Annotated in this window: 19 protein-coding genes; 5 read left to right on the plus strand and 14 right to left on the minus strand. The window is 38.5% G+C overall.

The genetic code is table 11. The annotated features are described in order from the left end of the window. Nucleotides 1-68: 68 nt before the first annotated feature. Entirely contained in the window at nt 69-623 is a 555-nt protein-coding gene (locus tag BUC21_RS13910) for a sugar O-acetyltransferase (protein WP_073403468.1), read from the minus strand. A 38-nt stretch (nt 624-661) separates the two neighbouring features. Further along, nucleotides 662-1,423, minus strand: coding sequence for a peroxide stress protein YaaA (gene yaaA, locus BUC21_RS13915; protein WP_073403469.1), 762 nt, complete (start codon nt 1,421-1,423; stop codon nt 662-664). Nucleotides 1,424-1,802: 379 nt separating this feature from the next. Between yaaA and trpS the strand changes: the two genes are divergently transcribed. Continuing rightward, complete coding sequence (trpS, locus tag BUC21_RS13920) at nt 1,803-2,792, plus strand: tryptophan--tRNA ligase (RefSeq protein WP_073403471.1); 990 nt, start codon at nt 1,803-1,805, stop codon at nt 2,790-2,792. A gap of 175 nt (nt 2,793-2,967) precedes the next feature. Here the strand turns inward: trpS and BUC21_RS13925 are convergent, their stop codons facing one another. From BUC21_RS13925 to tig, 11 genes are all read right to left on the minus strand, one after another. Beyond that, on the minus strand, nt 2,968-3,351 hold the full coding sequence (locus tag BUC21_RS13925; protein WP_073403473.1) for an HU family DNA-binding protein: 384 nt from the start codon (nt 3,349-3,351) through the stop codon (nt 2,968-2,970). Nucleotides 3,352-3,530: 179 nt separating this feature from the next. Next, the gene (locus BUC21_RS13930) at nt 3,531-4,301 is read right to left on the minus strand and encodes a C40 family peptidase (RefSeq protein WP_073403475.1); all 771 of its coding nucleotides are present in this window, start codon (nt 4,299-4,301) and stop codon (nt 3,531-3,533) included. A gap of 20 nt (nt 4,302-4,321) precedes the next feature. Then, nucleotides 4,322-6,175, minus strand: coding sequence for a DNA mismatch repair endonuclease MutL (gene mutL / locus BUC21_RS13935; RefSeq protein WP_073403477.1), 1,854 nt, complete (start codon nt 6,173-6,175; stop codon nt 4,322-4,324). A gap of 28 nt (nt 6,176-6,203) precedes the next feature. Next, on the minus strand, nt 6,204-7,868 hold the full coding sequence (locus BUC21_RS13940; protein WP_073403479.1) for an OstA-like protein: 1,665 nt from the start codon (nt 7,866-7,868) through the stop codon (nt 6,204-6,206). A 22-nt stretch (nt 7,869-7,890) separates the two neighbouring features. Next, nucleotides 7,891-9,252 carry a peptidylprolyl isomerase gene (locus BUC21_RS13945; protein WP_073403540.1) on the minus strand — a complete coding sequence of 454 codons (1,362 nt, stop codon included), beginning with the start codon at nt 9,250-9,252 and terminating at the stop codon, nt 7,891-7,893. A 231-nt stretch (nt 9,253-9,483) separates the two neighbouring features. Next, nucleotides 9,484-11,406 (minus strand): peptidylprolyl isomerase, encoded by a 1,923-nt coding sequence (locus BUC21_RS13950; protein ID WP_073403481.1) that lies wholly within the window; start codon nt 11,404-11,406, stop codon nt 9,484-9,486. Between the two features lie 334 nt (nt 11,407-11,740). Further along, the gene (gene guaB, locus BUC21_RS13955; RefSeq protein ID WP_073403483.1) at nt 11,741-13,216 is read right to left on the minus strand and encodes an IMP dehydrogenase; all 1,476 of its coding nucleotides are present in this window, start codon (nt 13,214-13,216) and stop codon (nt 11,741-11,743) included. Between the two features lie 191 nt (nt 13,217-13,407). Continuing rightward, entirely contained in the window at nt 13,408-15,588 is a 2,181-nt protein-coding gene (recQ, locus tag BUC21_RS13960; protein WP_073403486.1) for a DNA helicase RecQ, read from the minus strand. A 163-nt stretch (nt 15,589-15,751) separates the two neighbouring features. Then, entirely contained in the window at nt 15,752-17,005 is a 1,254-nt protein-coding gene (gene clpX, locus BUC21_RS13965) for an ATP-dependent Clp protease ATP-binding subunit ClpX (protein ID WP_073403488.1), read from the minus strand. A 35-nt stretch (nt 17,006-17,040) separates the two neighbouring features. Beyond that, nucleotides 17,041-17,715, minus strand: coding sequence for an ATP-dependent Clp endopeptidase proteolytic subunit ClpP (gene clpP / locus BUC21_RS13970; protein WP_073403490.1), 675 nt, complete (start codon nt 17,713-17,715; stop codon nt 17,041-17,043). Between the two features lie 182 nt (nt 17,716-17,897). After that, on the minus strand, nt 17,898-19,253 hold the full coding sequence (gene tig / locus BUC21_RS13975; RefSeq protein WP_073403492.1) for a trigger factor: 1,356 nt from the start codon (nt 19,251-19,253) through the stop codon (nt 17,898-17,900). Nucleotides 19,254-19,882: 629 nt separating this feature from the next. Here tig and BUC21_RS13980 point away from each other — a divergent pair. Beyond that, nucleotides 19,883-20,128 carry an RNA recognition motif domain-containing protein gene (locus BUC21_RS13980; protein WP_073403494.1) on the plus strand — a complete coding sequence of 82 codons (246 nt, stop codon included), beginning with the start codon at nt 19,883-19,885 and terminating at the stop codon, nt 20,126-20,128. 96 nt (nt 20,129-20,224) lie between these two features. Beyond that, the gene (locus tag BUC21_RS13985) at nt 20,225-21,118 is read left to right on the plus strand and encodes a CPBP family intramembrane glutamic endopeptidase (protein ID WP_073403497.1); all 894 of its coding nucleotides are present in this window, start codon (nt 20,225-20,227) and stop codon (nt 21,116-21,118) included. Nucleotides 21,119-21,196: 78 nt separating this feature from the next. Here the strand turns inward: BUC21_RS13985 and lptB are convergent, their stop codons facing one another. Further along, complete coding sequence (gene lptB, locus BUC21_RS13990) at nt 21,197-21,943, minus strand: LPS export ABC transporter ATP-binding protein (protein WP_073403542.1); 747 nt, start codon at nt 21,941-21,943, stop codon at nt 21,197-21,199. A gap of 183 nt (nt 21,944-22,126) precedes the next feature. Here lptB and BUC21_RS13995 point away from each other — a divergent pair, with 183 nt between their 5' ends. Together BUC21_RS13995 and BUC21_RS14000 are read left to right on the plus strand one after the other, a co-directional pair. Then, entirely contained in the window at nt 22,127-22,870 is a 744-nt protein-coding gene (locus BUC21_RS13995; RefSeq protein ID WP_073403499.1) for an MlaE family ABC transporter permease, read from the plus strand. After that, entirely contained in the window at nt 22,867-23,643 is a 777-nt protein-coding gene (locus BUC21_RS14000) for an ABC transporter ATP-binding protein (protein WP_073403501.1), read from the plus strand. The genes BUC21_RS13995 and BUC21_RS14000 overlap by 4 nt, the downstream gene beginning before the upstream one ends. Nucleotides 23,644-23,734 lie beyond the last annotated feature (91 nt).

Here is a 23,734-nt window from a genome sequence, read left to right on the forward strand (position 1 = left end):
ATTATTGCTTCATTATTGAGGAAGGAACGTTGTGAAACGCTCCTTCTTTCTTTTTATATACCTTACTACTAATCAAGTTTTCTTTTCACAACAGCCGGATTTCCTACTACAAGGGAATCATCAGGAACATTTTTCGTAACCACACTTCCGGCACCTATTATGCAACGATCACCAATCGTAACTCCCGGACAGATAATTGCTCCTCCACCTATCCAGCAATCATTGCCGATAGTCACGGCATGAGCAGATTCAACCATTTCACGACGTTCCAGATAGTTCATTGGATGTTGCGGAGTATATATCTGCACTGCCGGACCAATTAATGTATGATGTCCAATCTTAACCGGAGCTCCATCGAGGATTACACAATTAAAATTAATAAAAGCATGCTCGCCCAACTCTATATTATAACCATAATCGCAAAAGAAAGGCGGACAGATCTTTGCCGTAGGATGAATATTTGGAAGCAGTTCTTTCTGCACTTCCTGCAAATCGGGTGAGCCAAGATACATCGTATTCATTTTGGATATTAAAGCCTTCGCTCTTAAAAGGTCGGCAAATAATTCCGGGTCGGAAACATTAGCAAGCTGACCGCTCCTCATTTTTTCTTTTTCTGTTGCCATATTATCTAAAATTACAAGAAATTGAAAATGCTATTTTATCAGCATATAAAAACAAGTTTATTATCTTCAGAACGTTCAGGGTCGAACCTAAACCCCTCCCATGTAAAAGCTTTCAAGGCTTCAAGTTCTTCTATTCGGTTTTTAAGAATAAACCGAGTCATCTCTCCACGTGCCATCTTTGCATAAATGGTCACCGTGTCGAGCTTTCCTTTCTTCCACATTTTAAATTCGGGAGTAATTACCTGCACTTCCTTTTCCACTCGTTTCCAGTCGAACGAAGGCTGAATATCCATGCTTGCCAGATTTACCAACACTCCCCCACTCTTCATCACGTCCTCAATAAAAGGTTGAGTAAGTATCGGTTTCCAGAAATCGGCCATTGATACATTTCCCAGTTCGGGCAGCTTCACATCATACTCCATTCGGTAAGCCTTTATCATATCGAGCGGACGAACCAATCCGTAAAACGGAGAAGCGATGCACAAATGCTCATGAGCATAAAGAAAATCCTCGTCCGAGAAATCCGCCGGAGCAATATGTTTAAACACCATTCCGGTATAAGCCAGTAAAGCCTGCAGAGAAGGAGCCTCATCGGAATGAAACGTTTCAAACCGCTTAAATGTTTCCAGAGCCAGCTTCGGACTAATCTTCAGTAATCGTTCCAATTCCTCCACAGAATATTGTGCCATGTGGAGTGCAATCTCTTTTGCTTCATCGGCAAACTGAGGTATTGATTTTGCCGGAGCTTTCTGTGAGCTTTTAGTATTTATTGTTTTGGCTGGGGATATTATTATTTGCATTCTATCTGTTTATTCAAAACTAGCACTATAAATTTACGACTGCAAGTTATATAAAAAATCAATACAATTAGATTTTGTAAATTTAGAATTTAACATCACTCCATCACCAACCACCCAAAACGTCCTGATTAAAAGCAAATTAAAAGGTGAGGGATAGCAAATAATCCCTCACCCAATCCATCATTTTTGGGCTCTACCCTCACCTTTTCGGAGCATTTCCTGGCAAAAAGAGCATAAAAACTGCAATCTTACTTCATTTACAAAGACATTTTCCTTTTATTTTTAATTTCTAAAAAGAAGAAAGAGAATGTTTTAACTATGGCCATGTTTTGTGATAAATTAGTATCTTTGCGGCAAATTATTTAGAAACAAAGAAATTATGGAAACAGTTGTTAGTGGAATTCGCCCAACAGGTAATCTGCATCTGGGCAACTACTTTGGAGCAGTGAAGAGTTTTCTGCAAATGCAGAATGAATATAATTGTTATTTCTTTATCGCCGACTGGCATTCCCTTACTACTCACCCAAAACCTAATGATATAGTTCAGAGCGCACGCACTATTCTTGCTGAATATCTTGCTTGCGGTATTGATCCTGAGAAAGCTACTATTTATGTACAAAGTGATGTGAAGGAGGTATTGGAGCTTTATCTGTACCTTAACATGAATGCTTACCTAGGCGAGCTGGAACGTACTACTTCTTTCAAGGAAAAGGCACGTAAACAACCGGACAATGTAAATGCCGGACTTCTTACTTACCCAACTCTTATGGCTGCGGATATTCTTATTCATAAGGCTATTAAAGTACCAGTGGGCAAGGATCAGGAACAAAATATGGAGATGGCGCGTAAGTTTGCCCGTCGTTTCAATACTATATATGGTACTGACTTATTCCCAGAACCAGCTTCTTTTTCTTTGGCAGAAAAGGCTATCAAGGTTCCAGGACTGGATGGTTCTGGTAAGATGGGAAAATCTGAAGGTAATTGCATTTACCTGATGGATGACGCCAAGACTATCAGCAAAAAGGTGATGAAGGCTGTTACTGATGCCGGACCAACAGTGCCTAACAGTGAAAAGCCTGAGGTTATTCAGAACCTGTTTACTTTCCTTGATATTGTGTCTACTAAAGATACTTACGATTATTTCAACGAGAAGTACAATGATTGTTCTATCCGTTACGGAGATTTGAAGAAACAACTTGCTGCAGATATCGTGGCTTATACTGAGCCTATCCGTGAAAAGATTGTGGAATATTCTGCAAACACTGAATATCTTGCTAAGGTTGCTAAACAAGGTGCAGAGAGAGCACAGGAAAGTGCAGCTAAAACATTGAAGGAAGTTAGAGAAATCATCGGATTCCGAGAAATTTAATTATCACACTATATAATCAATGCCCCGCTATCTTGATTTAGACAGCGGGGCATTTTTATGTTTGTACGTTGGCTCAGATAGTCATTATCGCCTTCTACTAGCAATTCATTTTATCCCAAATGCTGCTTCTGCTGTTTCGTCTGCTATAAACTTTTCTTTCTCCTAACAATCAACTTTATCCTTTCCGTTCAAAGGTAGCATCCTTCATCTTTGTCATGAATGATGGTGCCGGACGAAGCAACAACCTCCCTACCTTTACATCCGTTACACGAAGCTTATCGGGGTTGGTTACTTTGTTTGAGGTGAGTGACAGCGAAAAAGTTCCTATCTTATCGAGCTTAACTGAGTTACCGTTTTTCAGTTCATTAATCAATGTATTGGCAAACTCCTCGAGTACCAGTTTCACATCGCCCGATGTGGCAGTGCATCTGCCGGATATCATCGTGCTCAGTTGGTCAATGGTTATCAGTTCCTTGCGTTGAGGAACAGCATAATAGAGTTGTGTTTCTTCTTTCTTACGGGCATCATTGAGGGGCGCCGCCTTAAATAAAATGCTCATTCGGGTGATAATTTAAAGTTAGTATAATCGTTTTTATCAATATCCGCCGGGATGTTTCCGGCGACCTGCGCAGGTCGTTTTAATAAGCTGCGCAACTCAAAGAAACGACCTGCACAACTCATTTGTGCGAGCTGCGCAGGTCGCTAAAAATATCTGACCGGAAATCTATAAAGATCCCGTTACTTATATCTTTTTATTAACCGGAGATCGTGTGTGTACTTATTCAGATCTTTGCTGAAGATTCCTTGGTCGTCGAGTTTGTCGATATGCACCGAGCCGGAACAATGAATAATATATCCCTTTTCTGCCACCATCCCTACGTGTGATATCTTTCCATCGGCATGATCAAAGAAAGCCAAGTCGCCCGGTTGGGCATCTGAAAGGAAAGAAACCAGTTCGCCTTGTGTAACCTGGTGACTAGCATTACGAAGAATATGGAGACCATGCATACGCATCACCACTTGTGTAAGTCCGGAACAATCCATTCCCATTGCATTCTTGCCGCCCCATAGATAAGGAGTATTCAAGAAACGAAGAGCTGTATCCAGTAATGATTCAGTCAACGGTTGAGCATCGGCAGGATTAATGCGAAAACGGTCGTTCTTTACTCTGAATGTTCCGTCTTCCTTATATTCGGGAAGCAGACTACCACCTGTAAGCAACATCTTTTCACCGGTAGTTTCACTCACAGCCTGAGAGAAAAGCGTGGTTAAAACTCTTTGCTCTGCCGGTTCGTAAGCATCAAAGTACTCTTTACTAACCTCGGTAAGCATCTTTGTAGTTACCCAACCTACATATCCTTCGGCTTTATTGATAATTTTACTCCAGTTGCCCCATGATTCTGTCACGGTGCAAGCTTCTCCAAAAAGGAGTTCAGTCAGCATCTCCGAGCATTCATCATGATCTACCCGAAGAGGATTATTGGGAACAAAACAAATAGCGTATTCCATAGATCTTTATTTTAAAATCGTTACTTGAAGAGTTTTTCTATATCCTCTTCTTTAAGTAAAGACAATACAGTTTTTCCGTCGGGAGTATAATTCGGAGTGGCGCATGCAAAAAGAGAATCCACCAGTTTGGTCATCTCATCATTTCCAAGAACCTGACCGTAAACAATGGCGGCAGCCTTGGCCAAAGTAAGAGCCAACGTCTCTTGCACCTCTTCTTTCACATCGCAACCTTTTTCCATTGCCGTGTGCAGCATATTCCTTATTAGCTGAACAGGAGACAAACCTTCAATGCCCGAAGGAACACCGTTAATGGCATAACTTCCTCCTCCCAGATTGCTCAGGTCGAAGCCTATAGCGGCAAGATCATCGGAGATTTCCTGCAATACTACCGCCTCCGAAGCCGGAAGCTCTAATATTTCAGGGAAAAGAACCCCTTGAGAAACTCCCTGGTGATTCTTTATCTGCTGCAGATATTGGTCGAACAAGACTCTGATATGCGCACGGTGCTGATCAATGATCATCAGTCCGGATTTTACGGAGGTGAGAATAAACCGTCCTTTAAACTGGAACTGAACAGAACTTTTCTCGGCTACCGTCTCATGATCGTACAAGGTAGTCTGTTCGGGTTCTATTTCATCATCCTGAAAAGCAGGATAATCTATAACCTCAGGCTCATAATCGGGTTCCGATCTCCGCTCTGCTTTTTCAACTCCTCCATAAAGATTCTCCCATTCCACCTGAGGGCGGGAATAATTGGAAGCCGTTTTCTGGAATGGATTAAAGTTTGGGTTGAAATTCAGCTTTGGCGGCTGAATAGGTGCGGCTGCATTATAAGCCGGTATATCGGGCATACCTTCTGTATCAAAGTCGATAGAAGGCACTTCATTAAACTTTCCTAGAGATTCTTTTACCGAAGCTGCCAGAATTTGCCAGATAGGCACTTCGTTCTCAAACTTAATCTCTGTCTTAGTTGGGTGAATGTTCACATCAATATCAGCAGGATCTACATCGAAATAAAGGAAATAAGAAATCTGCTCTCCCACCGGAACCAGTTTTTCATACGCTTCCATAACTGCCCTATGGAAGTATGGATGACGCATGTATCTGCCATTAACAAAGAAGTATTGGTGTGCTCCTTTTTTGCGGGCCGAATCGGGCTTACCTACATAACCGTTTACTTTTATCAGCGAAGTATTAACATCTACATTAAGCAACTGCTGATTCAGCTTTTTGCCAAATACGTTAATAACGCGCTGGCGAAGAGACGAAACCGGAAGGTGAAACAATTCTACATCATTGCTATGCAGCGTAAATGCCACTTCGGGGTGAACAAGAACTATACGTTCAAATTCGGACAATATGTTACTTAACTCAGTCTGGTTCGATTTCAGAAATTTGCGACGAGCAGGCACATTAAAGAAAAGGTTCTTCACAGAGAAGTTACTTCCCTTGGGGCAGGATATGGTTTCCTGGCGCTCAACCTTTGAACCGGCCACGGAAATAATCGTACCCAATTCTTCATTTTCAAGGCGTGTTTTGAGGTCCACCTGTGCCACTGCGGCAATAGATGCTAGCGCTTCGCCCCTGAAGCCCATAGTAGTAAGGGCAAACAAATCTGCTGCATCACGAATCTTGGAAGTAGCATGTCGTTCAAAGGAAATCCGGGCGTCAGTTTCTGACATTCCTTTTCCGTCATCTATCACTTGTATGCAGGTTCTCCCTGCATCAGTAATCAATATATGTACTTCCTTTGCACCGGCATCAATAGAATTCTCGACCAGTTCCTTTAAGACTGAAGCAGGGCGCTGAATTACCTCGCCGGCAGCAATCTGGTTGGCAACTGAATCGGGCAACAAACGAATAATATCACTCATAACAATCTTTCAAATAATTACATGGAACTTACTGTTTTACTATTCCATGGTTAGGCAAAGGTATTGATTTTCTTCCTTTCTTCTTCAATTCCTGCCCGGCTTTTTTGCCTCGCCATTCATAGATGTCATCTTTATTGAGTGGCCGGATAAAGTCGAACCAACCGAAGTTTGTCAATCGCATTTTGTCTTGTGGAATCATTAACATAGGGTAAAGGGTACCGTTGGACTTAGGACTCATTACCATTTTCTCCATCTTCTTCTTTTTAAGATAAATATTTAGCAAACTGGTCTCCGACACATTCATCCCCATCATTGTACTATCTTTTTCTTCCGGATAATATACCAGTCGCACATTTCCAATTACATCTACTTTATGTAGCTCTCCGTTCAGAAAGTAAGCCTTGATATCTTTACCGGTTACCTGATTATAATGAATGGAGTCTTTCTTTTCTACGCTCAATGCCTGGTTTACAATATGTGCCCAGTCTATTGTGCTGTCGTTCATATAAATCCTTATCTCTTCACCCAGTAACTGGTTATTTTCATTCCAAAGAATAGGATCTTTGTACATTGTAAGGCAGGAATCTTTTGAAGTAAAGAACAATGAATCGCAAACTCCCTGAATATCTTTCCGGAAAATACGCACTTTATTGAAAGCTCTCACCTCTCTGTACATTGAATCGGTTTTAATATTGAAAGTATTCAGCTTAAGCGTATCTCCATGAACAAATAAACTATCTCCCTGCGAGTAGTCAACTGCCAACGCTCGCTTTGTAGCAACGGCATTTCCTTTTATCTCATCGTAAAAACAATAGTCCCCTTTAAGGAAGTTCTTATTTACGGAGTCGGACATAAACACATTATTGAAAGCCTCACCATAACCCTTCTTGCGGTCATAGTAAATACTGTCGCCAATTAATCTTTTACCATCTTCATTGGTCAGCACAGAGCGATCCACCAATTGAGCCTGATCGGCACGCGTATTATAGTATCCTCGTTTGGATACAATATGATTTTTATCACTATCTATCTTTGAAGGACCAACAATATGAGCAATCCCAGTAGCCGAATTATACTTTAAAGTATCTGTCTTTAGCGTAAAACGTGGATTCACCAGCTTTACATCAAAGTTGAATACTGCATTCTTTGTTGAAGGACTATATTCTCCCCAGTCGGAAGTAAGTACATTTTCCTTATCCAGCATGGTTCCACCTTCAAAATAATAAGCTTTGTCGAGCACACGGTCGTAGTCGAGACTATCTGTGAGCAAAGTTGTTCCGCGGTTCACCAGCTTAACATTTTCGCGAAGATTGGCTAGTTCTTTGAAACCATCATATTTCAGATAATTACCATAAACGAACAAGGTATCTCCCTGCTCCATATGAACCTTACCAAAAGCCTCAAAGGAATTAGTTTTTTCATTAAGGAACGCACTATCACAGTACATATACATACCTTTATGCCTCAACTTTACATTTCCTTGCAGCACAGTAATGTCCGGCCTTAGTAATTGGTTCCCCATGGTTTCATCCGAGTTAAGGATATAAACCATATCTTTCTTAGTTTTCTGCTTTTTATTTTTATTAGCAGGTTTGTTTCCAGCTATCAAACAAACACCAAACAGGCACAGAACACCCATTAGTAGTATTCTGTGCCTGCTTATTGAATATCTTCTTATATTATTCTTCAGCATATTTAATTGTGCTTCATTTTATTTACTTTACCCAACCCGGATACTTAAAGTCGCATTTTTTCCATCCTTCATTGATACGAACATATGTCTTTTTCTGCTTATCTTTAATCCATTGATCAAGTTTCTGCGCTCTGATTTTACTAAGAACAAGTTCTTTCAGGTTCTGATAGTCATCTGTAATGGTTGCTTTATGACCATCTATTCTTGATTTTAGTTTAACTACTGCACAAACTTGTTTTCCTTTATCATTTACCATGGTAAATGCTTTAGAAATTTCTCCGATATTAAGCTTATCAACAGCTTTTGCAACTTCTTGTGGCAACTGATCCATTTCAAATTTAGAAGTACTGGTTCTTGAATTTGCCATAAGACCATTGTTATTACGAGTTTCCTTATCGTGAGAAATAACTGAAGCTGCCTGATCGAAGGTGAACTTATTGCTACGGATATCATTTGCAACTGAGTCCAAACGGCCCATTGCTGCTTGCAAATCTTTGTCAGACACTCTTGGCTTCAAGAGAATATGACGGCAATTAATACGGTCACCACGTTTTTCTATCAGCTGAATAATATGGAAACCATATTCTGTTTCTACAATCTTTGATACTTTTTTAGGATCGCTCAGGTTAAACGCTACGGCAGCAAATTCAGGTAACAATTCTCCTTTTCCCATGAATCCCAGTTCACCACCTCGGCGTGCACTTCCCGGGTCTTCGGAATAAAGAATGGCTAGAGAAGAGAAAGGCGTATCTCCCGAAGTAACACGATCTGAATATTCACGCAGTCGTTTCTTTACATCATCAATTTCGGCAATCGGAATCTTTGGTTGCTGGGTAATAATCTGAACTTCAACCTGCGTTGGAATAAACGGAACACTGTCCTGAGGCAGTTCTTTGAAGTACTTTCTTACTTCAGCAGGAGTAATCTTTATATCGCCCACCAGCTTCTTCTGCATTCTTTCCACTGTCAGTTTCTCGCGAGCACTCTCACGCATCGTTTCTCTGATCTGGGTGTAGGTCTTGTTGAAGTATTCCTCCATCTTCTCCTTAGAACCGATCTGACGAATGATATTGTTAATCTGCCACTCTACTTGTTGCATAACTTCCGAGTCGGTAACTTCAACACTATCGATAGCAGCCTGATGAAGATAAAGCTTCTGGATGGCTATTTGCTCCGGAATAACACAATAGGGATCACCTTCAAACTTGACTCCATTATACTGTGCGTTCAGACGTTCTTCTTCAACATCCGATTTTAAAATGGCTTCATCACCTACAATCCATACTACTTCGTCAATTACATTGTCTTGAGCATACACTTTAATTTGAGAAGTGCACAAGACGAAGAGTAATACCAGCGTTTTAAAGTTCACTAACTTTTTCATTCTTTTCATTTAATATTTTATTCCTTTCTCTACTGCACTCATATAATACTCGCTTATAGTAACACAAGAGAGCAACAGAGTTTAGTACTCTTTGTTTAACGTATTTGTTTTGTTGCCAAATAAATTTCAAGACCGGTTGATTTTAAAAAACAAATGAAAAACAACGCCCAAAATCTCGTAAAAACTTATTAGATACAATCTAAGGCGAAGATAGTGTAATAATCAATTCGTTCAATGATTATTAACTGTTTTTAAAATCTGTTGGTTAATTTCAACCTTATATTTTCCTTTTAATTCTTTAATCCAATCTGCTTCCAGGTAATTTTGATAGTCGGCAGTTACAGGTCCGCGAACATCTTTGTAACTTTCAGGGCCATTCTTCAACATTTTACCGATAACAATTGTCACAGGATAGTCTTTAAGCGGTTCAACATTATCTCCCTTAAACTTTTCTTTATCAACATATTTATTATCTCCCTTGGCAAAAAGGCCTTTTTCTACCTTAACTACCGAAACCGAATCATTATTAAGAGTTTTACGAATAACGTTAACCCAATCTTCCTCCGGATTCTTTTTAGTCAGCTTCTTTACAGCCTTAGCTGTTTTTTTATCTTTGCAGTGTACAATCACTCCTTTGAAACGAGGAGAAGTCCACTTATAGTTTGCTTTGTTTTCTTCAAAGAAAGTAGCCAGGCCACTTTCATCTTTGGAAGCTTTATCCCAAACCCGGCGATTGCTTACATCGAACAACAGAATTCCATCCCGGTACTCTTGCATTAAATGACCAAAATCGGGATATTTTTGTTCTAGGCGACTATCTTCATAATCCAAAATAGAATTAAGAGTATACTCTTTTAATAGTTTTTCCGCACTTCCTTGTCGGTTCTTTGCCCAATTTACAAGACCTTGCACCGGGTAGTTTGTACCATTCAAGACAAAAAGATCTCCCGAAAGCTTCATCGCATTGGCAGAAGTGAGTGAATCTTTTCCTGCCTGTATATTTTTCATCAGGTTCTTAACAGCATTAACTCCATTATCATCGTACACGAAATGATATTCGGTTTTCAGTCTTTCAACAAGAGCCTCAACGCCTTTGCCGCCTCTACCTTGTCGGTTCATACGACGAATAATTTCATCTTTCTTTTCTTCAAACGGCTCGATATCCTTACGGTCTATCAGTTTCACAATGTGCATACCACTTGGTGAACGGAATGGCTTTGATATTTCATTTTTCTCTAATGAAAAAACGGTATTCTCGAACTCCTTCACGGTTTGGCGGAAACCAATCCAGGGCAGTTCACCGCCACGTTGCGCAGTAGATTTATCGTCCGAGCACTTTTTAGCAAGTTCTTCAAAATTTGCTCCTTGCTGCAGTGCGCCATAAATAGAATCTATCTGTGCCATCACCTTCTTTTCCTGCTCTTTCGTTACATTTTGCGGAAGGAACTTAAAGATATGTGCAACCAGCACTTTGCCCATATCAGGGCGGCGGTTAGTAGTTTTAATAATATGATAGCCAAATTCTGTTCGGACTGGTTTACTGATCTCTCCATTTCTTAATGAATAAGCAGCATCTTCAAAAGGAGCAACCATTTGCAATGCAGTGAAATACCCCAGATTTCCTCCGTTCTGCTTTACTGACGGATCTTCTGAAACCTCACGAGCTACTTTTTCAAAGTCCTCACCATTCAGGATTCGCTGTCGGGCGCGCTCTGCTTTGCGGTAGGCTGCAAGAGTATCTTCGGGAGTTGCATCGGGTTTACAACGAATTAATATATGCGAAGCTTCTACATTTTCTTTTAATCTCTCATAGATAACTCGGGCATTTGCTTCATCAATCGATTCGTCGGTAAGATAAGATTTTGCCAACTGCTGACGATATCCAAGGAATTCATCACGAAAAGCTCTTGTTGTATCTACTCCTTCACCCTCAGCAGCAGCAACCTTCAACTTGAAGTTTACAAATAAATCGACATACTCATCTAAAGACTTTTTGTCCAATTCATTGTTTGAATTATTTTTGTTATAAATGTATTCGAATTCTGATCGTGTTATATCTTTGTTGTTTATCCTCATCAGAATTTGATCTTTTTGCTGAGAAAAAGCACAAGTACTAAGAGTTAAACCTACAAATAAAATAATCTCTTTTTTCATTATTGGTGTTTCATTAGATATATATAAAAATCAGATTGGCATAACAATCAATAATTCAACGGCGAAAATACGCAAAAATTGCATATTCTATTATGAAATTCATTTGTTTTTATCGTCAGTAGAGAAAATAACCAATCAATAAACAATAGAAATCTTCTGTGAGAAAATAAAAGGTTGACGTTAAAAAGGTATCATTTAAACAAAGGAATGGGAACAAGCCACGATATTATTCTTTTCCTGATAGAGCAATAGCACAGGCTTTGATTAAATAAAGAAGGGGAACTACCTCTGTTTGAAGTTATTCCCCTTTATCTTTATGCTGATTATTATCTGCTTATTCAGGACGGCTATAATTTGGCGCCTCACTTGTAATTGTAACATCATGTGGATGACTTTCCAGTACACCAGCACTTGTTACACGAGTAAATTTAGCATTGTGAAGTGTGTCAATATTTTCAGCACCACAATATCCCATACCCGAACGAAGTCCGCCGCATAGTTGATAAATTACTTCGAAAAGTGTTCCTTTGTATGGTACACGAGCAGCAATACCTTCTGGCACAAGTTTCTTCACATCTGTTTCTCCAGACTGGAAATAACGGTCTTTTGAACCATTTTCCATTGCTTCTAGAGAACCCATACCACGATATGATTTGAATTTTCTACCGTTAAAGATAATTGTTTCACCCGGGCTTTCTTCAACACCAGCTACTAATGAGCCGATCATTACAGAACAACCTCCAGCAGCCAATGCTTTTACAACATCTCCGGAATATCTTAAACCACCATCGGCAATCAAAGGAACTCCTGTATTCTTTAATGCTTTTGCAACATCATAAACAGCAGATAGCTGAGGAACACCAACACCGGCAACAACACGGGTTGTACAAATTGAACCTGGGCCAATACCTACTTTTACACCGTCGGCGCCTGCTTCAACAAGTGCTAAAGCAGCATCGGCAGTTGCAATATTACCAACAACAATATCAATACTGGTAAAGCGTTTTTTGGCTTCTTTCAAAACATCAATTACGCCCTTTGAGTGACCATGAGCTGTATCAATAACAATAGCGTCAGCTCCGGCTTCAACCAATGCCTGCATACGAACAAATGTATCAGCTGTTACGCCTACACCTGCAGCTACACGAAGTCTTCCTTTTGAATCCTTGCATGCCATTGGTTTATCTTTAGCCTTAGTAATATCTTTATATGTAACCAGACCTACTAACTTACCGTCTTTGTCAACAACTGGCAATTTTTCGATTTTATGTTGCTGAAGAATCTGAGCAGCAGCTTCAAGGTCGGTTGATTGATTGGTAGTGATTAAGTTTTCCTTTGTCATAACCTCGTCAATGCGCTTATCCATTTCACGTTCAAAGCGCAAATCACGGTTCGTAACAATACCTACTAACATTTTATCATCGTCAACCACCGGAATACCACCGATTTTATATTCAGCCATTAAAGACAAAGCATCACGTACAGTTGAGCCTTGCTTTATAGTTACAGGATCATAAATCATTCCATTCTCAGCACGTTTCACAATGGCAACTTGCTTAGCCTGAGCCTTGATTGACATGTTTTTGTGAATAACACCGATACCACCTTCACGAGCAATAGCAATAGCCATTTTTGCTTCGGTTACAGTATCCATTGCTGCAGTTACAAAAGGAATTTTTAATTCAATGTTTCGTGAGAACTTTGTCGAGAGATCGACGTTACGGGGTAATACCTCAGAATATGAAGGGATTAAAAGTACATCATCGTACGTTAATCCATCCATGACAATTTTATCTGCAATAAATGACATAGGATTTACTTTTAGAAATTATTGCGTGCAAATATACAAAGAATTCTTTTTTCAGTAAGAGTATTATCCCATTTTTTTTGAATAATTATAAAAAGAAAAGGCGCAGAATATACAAACTTAATCAGATTAATTAGAAATTATAATCTAATAACAATTTGTATAGCCTACGCCTTAAAAGAAAATTCCTTCTGCTAGTTTGCCATTTCAGAGATGAATTTAATTCTCACCAGACGGATTTCGTCTTCGGAATAATCACCTCCAAGTTCTTCAACAGCTTCATCAATTTTATCTGTAACTGATTCTTTAAAATAGTCGTAAATATCCTGCATATGATCTTCATCCATAATTTCATGAAGGAAGTAGTCAATATTCAGTTTTGTTCCGGAATACACAATTGCTTCAATTTCATCAAGCAAATCGGAAAACTCAATTCCTTTGGAAAGAGCAATATCGTCTAACGCTACTTTTCTGTCAATACTTTGAATGATAGAAACTTTTAACTTAGATTTATTTGCAACCGTGCGTACACGAAGATCTTCCGGACGATCAATCTCATTTTCTTCGCAATGCTTTTTGATCAAAACACAGAATTCCTGACCGTAACGTTTAGCTTTTCCTGCACCCACACCTGGTATATTCTGCAATTCATCCAATGTAACCGGATAAATTGTTGCCATAGCCTCCAGCGATGGGTCCTGGAAAATAACATAAGGCGGAACATCCAGTTTCTTGGAAAGCTTCTTCCTCAAATCCTTCAGCATTGAATAAAGAGCCGGGTCTACCGCACATGAAGCACCTCCCCTCATAGGAGTTTCTTCTTCTACTTCTTCAAAGTCATTATCCTCTGTTATTTTAAATGATTTCGGATGTTTCAGGAATTTGCGTCCTGCATCCGTTACTTTTAATAGTCCATAATTTTCGACATCTTTACTTAAATATCCAGCTATTAAAGCCTGTCGAATAACAGCATTCCATGTTTTATCTTCTTCACCCATTCCTGACCCAAAGACCTCCAAGTCTTCGTGCAGATGAGCTTGCACTTCGGAAGTTTCTCTTCCTTGTAGCACATCGATAATATAGTCTGCTTTAAAGTTTTCTTTTACTGCCAAGATAGCTTCTATCACGGCACATAATGAATCCTGAGCTTCCACTTGTTTCTTAGGGTTTAAACAATTGTCACAATTACCACAATTATCTTCCGTAAATTCTTCGCCAAAGTAATGTAACAAAGACTTTCTTCGGCATACGGAAGATTCGGCGTACGCAGCGGTTTCGAGCAGAAGCTGCTTGCCTATTTCCTGTTCTGCCACAGGTTTGCCTTGCATAAATTTTTCCAGTTTCTGCAAGTCTTTATTGGTATAGAATGTAATACACTGACCTTCTCCGCCGTCACGTCCGGCACGACCAGTTTCCTGATAGTAGCCTTCCAGACTTTTTGGAATATCGTAATGAATTACAAAACGAACATCAGGTTTATCAATTCCCATACCAAACGCAATAGTCGCAACTATTACGTCGATTTTTTCCATTAAGAAATCATCTTGATTCTCGGTTCTTGTTGACGAATCCATTCCGGCATGATATGCACGCGCATTAATTCCATTTGCTTGCAAAATCTCTGCCAGCTCCTCAACTTTCTTTCTGCTTAAACAGTAAATAATTCCCGATTTTCCGTTATTTGCCTTAATAAACTTAATAATTTCTTTATCTATACTATTTGTTTTAGGACGTACCTCATAGTAAAGATTAGGGCGATTAAATGAAGACTTATAGACTTGCGCATCAATCATCCCTAGATTTTTCTGAATATCATGCTGAACCTTCGGAGTTGCCGTAGCTGTTAAAGCTATAAGAGGAGCTTTTCCTATTTCATTTATGATAGGACGAATCCGTCTATATTCTGGACGAAAGTCGTGCCCCCACTCTGAAATACAATGAGCTTCGTCAACAGCATAAAAGGAGATCTTAACATTTTTAAGGAACTCTACGTTTTCTTCTTTCGTTAAAGATTCCGGAGCCACATAAAGCAGCTTCGTCTTCCCGGAAAGAATATCTGATTTCACCTGGTCGATAGCAGCTTTATTCAATGAAGAATTGATAAAATGAGCTACCCCATCTTCTTCACTAAAATTACGCTTGGCATCTACCTGGTTTTTCATCAAGGCAATTAAAGGAGATATAACGACAGCCGTTCCTTCCATTACTAAAGAAGGCAACTGATAACAAAGCGACTTACCTCCACCTGTGGGCATAAGTACAAACGTATCATTGCCGGCCAATACATTTCTAATAATCGCCTCTTGATTGCCTTTGAATTTATCAAATCCAAAGTACGCTTTTAGTTGTTCCGTTAAATTATTCTTCTCTGCCATTGTTTTTAAGTTGTTTTTTGGCCATTCATCGTATAAGACTCGAATTCATATAAATGAACTCTAACAAAGTTATAAACAACTTCTTAAATAATACGTATTTTCCACAGAATATTTTTCAAAAAAAATAATGCTTTGCACTACTCTTTTTGCTTTACTTCTGATATTAAGCTGTTTGCAAGCGAGCAATATTTGCTTTTTCGAGCTGATGCTTTGAGTATTCGAGTGTTACGTTGTATTCAGTCTTACCTTGCGAAGGAATTTCAAACATAACATCTGTAATTATTGTCTCCACAATTGAACGCAACCCACGTGCTCCGAGTTTATATTCAACAGCTTTATCTACAATATAGTCAAAGACTTCTTCCTCGAAAGTCAACTTAATATTGTCCATTTCGAAGAGCTTAACATATTGTTTGATAATTGAATTTTTCGGCTCTGTTAGAATTGCACGCAAAGCGGTTCTGTCCAGTGGATTCAAATAAGTAAGCACCGGCAGACGACCAATAATCTCAGGGATAAGTCCAAAAGACTTCAAGTCCTGAGGAGCAATATACTGCATCATATTTTTCTTATCGATCACAGCTGTAGCCTTCGAAGCACTATATCCTACTACATGCGTATTCAAGCGCTGAGCGATTTTCTTTTCAATTCCGTCGAATGCACCGCCGCAGATGAAAAGAATATTCTTGGTATTTACCGGAATCATTTTCTGATCTGGATGCTTACGTCCGCCCTGAGGTGGAACATTAACAACAGCACCTTCAAGCAATTTCAGTAATCCCTGTTGAACACCTTCACCACTTACGTCGCGTGTAATAGAAGGATTATCTCCCTTGCGAGCTATTTTGTCTATCTCATCAATAAACACGATACCTCTTTCAGCTTCAGACACATTATAATCTGCAACTTGTAATAAGCGAGTTAGAATGCTTTCAATATCTTCTCCAACATAACCGGCTTCTGTCAATACGGTAGCATCGACAATTGTAAAAGGTACATGCAGCAATTTAGCAATAGTTCTTGCTAAAAGAGTTTTGCCTGTACCAGTACTTCCAACCATTATGATGTTAGACTTTTCTATTTCCACATCATCTCCGCTATCTTTCTGAAGCAAGCGTTTGTAGTGATTATAAACCGAAACCGAAAGATAACGTTTAGCATCATCTTGTCCGATTACATATTGATCAAGAAAGCTCTTAATATCTATAGGTTTAGGTAAATCTTTAAGGTTTAATGGTTTTCCGGCACCCGATTGTTTACCAGCTCCCATTGCTTCCTGAGTGATTTCGTAAGCCTGAGTGGCACAACTATCGCAGATGTAACCATTCATTCCCGTAATCAGAAAAGAGACTTCGCTTTCGGGACGTCCACAAAAGCTACATCTCTTTTTATTTTTTGATGGTTTTGAATCTTCCAAAGTTAGTTATTCGTTTTAGTCTTTTATACCTTTAATTATATAGTCGCAGGTTTACGCATAAGAACTTCGTCGATCATACCATAATCTTTTGCTTCCTGAGCTGTCATCCAGTAGTCGCGGTCAGAATCGGCCCATACTTTATCAAAGTCTGTATGAGAATGATCTGCGATAATAGTATAAAGTTCCTTTTTCATTTTCTGAATTTCGCGGGCAGTAATTTCAATATCAGAAGCTTGTCCCTGAGCACCTCCCATAGGCTGGTGAATCATCACGCGAGAGTGTGTAAGTGCAGAGCGCTTTTTGTCGGCTCCGGCAACAAGTAATACCGCTGCCATTGATGCTGCCATACCTGTACAGATAGTTGCTACATCACTGGAAATAAACTGCATTGTATCGTAAATTCCGAGGCCTGCGTATACAGATCCACCAGGAGAGTTGATATAAATAGAGATATCCTTACCCGGATCTACAGAATCCAGATAAAGCAGCTGCGCCTGAAGCGTATTTGCTGTATAGTCATCAATCTGTGTTCCAAGAAAGATGATACGATCCATCATTAAACGAGAGAACACATCAAGTTGTGTTACGTTTAGTTGTCTTTCTTCCAGGATATAAGGATTCAAATAGCCGTTCTGTGATTTGATTACATCATCCAAAACCATACTACTTATACCCATGTGCTTGGTTGCGTATTTTCTGAAATCATCCATAATGATTGATATTTTAAAATTAATACATAGAAAGGAGGCTTTTGACCATCCTTGATAAGAGCTAACAAAATTACAAAAATAAATCAGACTAATCTTATTTATTTTCAGTAAGTAGCTCTTTTTTAAAGTCAAAAGCCTCCTCTTTTATGAAGATTTAGCTAAATGCTTCTTTCTACCAGTTTTTACTGGAACATTTTGTTGAATTCTTCCATTGAAACTGTTTTGTTGTTCAATGTAGTTTTAGCTTTCAATGCTGTAGCAAGTTTAGCTTCAACGGCACGGTTAACCAAGCCTTCAACGCTTTCTTTCTTCTTCAACATTTCCTGAGCGTAGTTATTCAAAAGATCTTCTGGAACATTCAACATACCGTATTGAGCAAACTGAGCTTTAGTAGCTTCTCTTGCAATGTTTACGATGTCTTCTTGCTCAACTTTAATTTCATTTTCCTTAACTAATTGTTCTTTGATTAAGTGCCATGTTAATTCTTCAATGCTCTTTTCATAGTTTTCTTCTACGAAATCAGCACCTTTATCCTGGTGGTTAAGCAACATGATACGTTTAAGCAAAGCTTCTGGGAATTCTAATTTACCAATTTTGTTCATTAAGAAATCGCGAACATCAAGTAAGAACTTATAATCGCTATCAGCAACAAATTGTTCTGCAATAGATTCTTTGATTTTTGCGCGGAACTCTTCTTCAGTCTTAACAGCTCCTTCACCATAAACCTGATCAAAGATTTCCTGGCTAAGTTCAGCTTCTACAAAACGAGTAACTTCTTCAACCTGGAAGCTGAAGTTGCCTGTATAGTTTGCAACTGCTTCTTTTTCAATCTTAAGAAGAGAAGCGATTTCTGTTTCGTGACCATCGTAAGCTGTATTTGGGTTGAACACCAATACATCATTTACTTTACATCCGTTGAAGATTGCTTTCTGATCATCGTTCTTCATGTAAGCAGGCATCAAAACTGCGCCTTCTACCTGAATACCGCCTTCTTTAGTGTTACCTTCTTCGTCAAGTTCAGCAATCAGACCTTTCAACATGTCTTTATCCTGATACTCGTCTACTTTGTCATACTTACCAGCACGTTGAGTATAAGATTTAACTTGTTGATCAACCATTTCGTCTGTTACATCGATAGTATAGTAATCAACAGTATCTTTATCTGAAAGTTCTGCTTTAAATTCAGGAGCCAAAGCGATATCGAACAAGAAATCGAATTCATCCATTGTATCGAAGTCAATTTCTGGTTGTTTATCTTCGTTTGGAAGAGGTTCACCCAAAATATTTACTTGATTTTCTTTGATATATCCATATACCTTTTCTGAAAGGATTTTATTGATTTCTTCAGCCTTAACAGCTTTTCCATACATTTTCTTAACAAGGCCCATTGGAACCATTCCCGGACGGAAACCCGGAACGTTAGCTTTTTGACGGAAAGTCTTCAGCGATTTATCAACTTGTTCTTGGTAATCAGCCTTTTCAAGCTTTACAGTAAGCAGCGCGCTTACTTTGTCAATGTTTTGCAATGAAACGTTCATTCTGACAATTATTTATATGATTTATACTTTATCTTTTTAAAGAGCGTGCAAAATTAGTGTTAATCTTTCAATTATCAAATTTCTATATGATAAATTATTCCGGAGTTATATTCTTTTAAGCCAACAGCTTGTACAATTTTAAAGGTTTGCTAAGGGAAAACGTAACGGGATGTTTTAAATAAAAAGTACACCTTTTAAATATTACGTGTAGACTTTAATTATATATAAAGTACTCCTTTTGTAATTATGGTCTAAATAGGAAAAACAACCTCCCGCCTAAGAAGGCCTTAACACTATAGACAAATCAGCTAAAGCCCCCTTATAAAGCGGGGAAAGAGATAGTTAGGTATCAAATATTTGTTTAAAACAAAATAATGACATCTTATTTTATAAATTTCTAACAAAAAATTACATTCCAGCACAAAAAATGTGAAGAAAAAGATTGTCGATTAAAAATAATTGTTTTTCTTTGCTATGAAATGATGATATTTAGTTTTCCGATTTCGATTACATGGTTTTTACTTTCGTTATAATAGCGCTTTTGTAATCTCTCTGTCATTTAAAATCCTTACAATCTAGATCATCTTTTAGAGAGTTTTATCTATTTATTTATTATTACCCGTTTAACTATGAACATTTACGTAGGAAACCTTAACTACCGAGTTAGGGAAGCAGATTTACAACAGATTATGGAAGATTACGGAACTGTAACTTCTGTAAAAGTTATTATGGACCGTGAAACTGGAAAATCAAAAGGCTTTGGTTTCATTGAAATGCCTAACGATGCAGAAGCTGCTAAAGCTATTGCAGAACTTAACGGCGCAGAATTTGAGGGTCGTGCATTAGTTGTTAAAGAAGCAAGACCAAAATTCTAATTAAATAGAATATTAGGAAATTAAGTAAAGCCTTCTGTCGATTTTTACGACGGAAGGCTTTGTCTATTAAATAATAAAAACCTAACCTGCCAACAAATGAGAAGAGGTACATTTGAAAATTACTCCGGATTCGCCAAGATCTCCTTACTGGCGCTTGTATTTATTTTTTTTACATTATTCTGTGCTATCATTTTAAAATTAGAAGTGCTATCCTTTTCAGGAATGAAGGAAGGAAATCTATTAAGGCTAACACTTTTTACTCAGGATTTAATAATATTTATTTCAACCCCTTTGCTTACACAATTCTTCCTATGGAAAGATTCCACAAAGAAGAGTTTACAACTAAGAACGCCCAATCTTATCATCCTAGCTCTTGGAGTAATGGCTATAATATCAATTAGTCCGCTTATTGATGTGCTAAGTACATGGAACCAGGGATTACAGCTACCTGAATCTTTGAGGTCTATAGAAGACTGGATGATTAATACCGAAAAAGCCGCCGAGGTAGCAACTAACACCCTGCTAAATACAGATAGCTGGGGAGGATTCGTTATGAACATAATAATTATAGCCATAATGGCAGGCATTGGAGAGGAACTGATGTTCAGGGGAGTAATTCAGAAAATATTAATTGGCTGGACAAAAAATATCCATCTTGGCATATTATACACTGCCATCATATTCAGTGCAATTCACTTTCAGTTTTATGGATTCGTACCACGTATGATATTGGGTATGGTACTGGGATACTTATATATATGGAGCAAAAGCCTTTGGGTGCCTGTAATTGCACATGCAATCAACAACGCATTAACCGTTACTTTCACTCCAAACGCATTTAATAAAGGAAACGAACTGGTGAAAATAGTTTCCAACAATCAAAACAGCATAGGATACATCGTTGCAGGAATCTTTGTTTTCACATTCTGTATGTGGAGAATCTGGAAGTACTATCAGATACAATCTGCACTATCTGTTTTAGATGAATAATAAATAAGCTGAAAGACAAAAAGAAAGCCGGGAATTTTAAATTCAATTCTCGGCTTTCTTTTCGTATAGTGAACTCTATTATTCTCTATTTTCAAAATCTTTTCTGCGGAGCACAAAGCTGTTACTAAGATATTTTTCGCGCACAATCTTATTTTCAGCCAACTCTTCCGGAGTTCCCTGAAACAGAATTTTCCCTTCAAACAAAAGGTATGCACGGTCTGTAATACTTAAGGTTTCCTGTACATTGTGGTCTGTAATCAAGATTCCAATATTCTTATCTTTAAGTTTCCACACAATGTGCTGAATATCTTCCACCGCAATAGGGTCTACTCCGGCAAATGGTTCATCAAGCATGATAAACTTCGGATTAATGGCAAGGCAACGGGCAATCTCAGTACGACGACGCTCACCTCCGGAGAGCTGATCTCCCAGATTCTTACGCACCTTCTGCAAACGGAATTCCGCAATCAGGCTTTCAAGCTTTTCTTTTTTATATTCTTTTGAAGTATTGGTCATCTCCAATACTGCCATAATATTATCTTCCACACTCATTTTCCGGAAAACAGAAGCCTCCTGTGCCAAATAGCCAATTCCATTCTGCGCTCTTTTATATACCGGATACTTGGTAATTTCCAGATCATCAAGAAAAATGCGGCCTTCATTCGGAGTAATCAATCCTACAGTCATATAGAACGATGTGGTTTTTCCGGCACCGTTAGGACCGAGCAATCCTACAATTTCTCCCTGCTTTACATCAATTGATACATGACTAACAACCGTTCTCTTCCCGTACTTCTTTACAAGATTCTCAGTACGAAGAACCATCTTAGGTTCCTCTTGTGGTTCATTAGAGATAACTTCAGTTTCTTCAACCAAAGTTTCAGCAGTATTAAGCTCAACCTGATTTTCAGTAAATCCTTCTTCAGCCATTGTTATTCTATTATTTTGGGGGCAAATGTAGCAAAAATATGCATAAATTAATGTACATTTGCCCACAAATAAGATAATATGTTCAAAGTATTAAGGACTTTTGGAAGATACATCATGTTATTGGGCCGAATCTTTTCACGCCCTGAAAGTATGAGGATGTATTTAAAGCAATTAGTAAAAGAAGTAGAACAATTGGGAGTAAACTCAGCTGGTATCGTTTTACTGATTTCATTTTTTATCGGAGCGGTTATTACTATCCAAATCAAATTAAATATTGAAAGCCCCTGGATGCCGCGCTGGACCGTAGGTTATGTTACCCGTGAAATTATGCTGCTGGAGTTTTCATCTTCAATTATGTGTTTAATTCTTGCTGGTAAGGTAGGTTCAAACATTGCATCCGAACTAGGAACTATGCGAGTTACTCAACAAATTGATGCACTTGAGATAATGGGTGTTAATTCAGCCAGCTACCTCATCCTGCCCAAGATAGCAGCGTTGGTTATATTTATCCCAGTACTGGTAACCTTCAGTATCTTTTCGGGAATTATCGGCGCCTATGCCACTTGTTGGTTTGGGGGTATAATGACATCAACCAATCTCGAGTTTGGTTTACAATACACATTCGTTGAATGGTATGTTTGGTGTGGTATTATAAAGTCGCTATTCTTTGCTTTCATTATTGCTACTGTATCAGCTTTCTTTGGATATACAGTGGAAGGTGGTTCCATTGCGGTAGGTAAGGCTAGTACAGACTCGGTTGTTTGTAGCAGCGCATTAATTTTATTCTCAGATATTATTCTTACTAAACTGTTAATGGGATGATCGAAGTTAAATCACTATATAAATCATTTGACGGCAGAGATGTTTTAAAAAATATAAATGCCGTTTTTGAAAATGGAAAAACCAATTTGATTATCGGACAAAGTGGATCTGGTAAAACCGTATTAATGAAATGCTTGGTTGGATTGCTTACTCCGGAAAAAGGAGAAGTGTTATATGATAACAGGAATTTCGTAACTATGGGAAAGAAAGAGAAGAAACTGTTAAGGAGTGAAATGGGGATGATTTTCCAGAGTGCTGCACTCTTCGATTCACTCTCCGTATTAGACAATGTTCTTTTTCCATTGAACATGTTCTCAAATGATTCTGTAAAGGATAGAATTAAGCGTGCCATGTTCTGTTTGGAACGTGTAAATCTAAAAGAAGCTCATTCTGCTTTTCCTGGAGAAATTAGTGGCGGTATGCAAAAGCGTGTTGCAATTGCCCGTGCAATTGCCCTAAATCCTCAGTATCTATTTTGTGATGAACCAAACTCGGGACTAGATCCAAAGACTTCTCTTCTTATAGATGAACTGATTCAGGACATCACTAAGGAGTACAACATGACTACCATCATTAATACTCACGATATGAACTCTGTTATGGGTATCGGAGAAAAAATATATTATATCTATCAGGGTAACAAGGAATGGGAAGGAACAAAAGATGAGATTTTTACAGTTAACAATAAGCGATTAAACGATTTCATCTTTGCTTCTGATTTCTTCCGTAAAGTGAAAGAAGTAGAAGTTCAGAATCTGTCAGAAGAATATTAATTTATACTATAAAAAGGCAAGGGGCTGTCCGAAGTTGGAACAGCCCCTTTTCTTTTATAACATCTGTATAGGAGTTTCTCTGAGAACGTAT

This window comes from Bacteroides luti, assembly GCF_900128905.1.
GTDB lineage: Bacteria > Bacteroidota > Bacteroidia > Bacteroidales > Bacteroidaceae > Bacteroides > Bacteroides luti.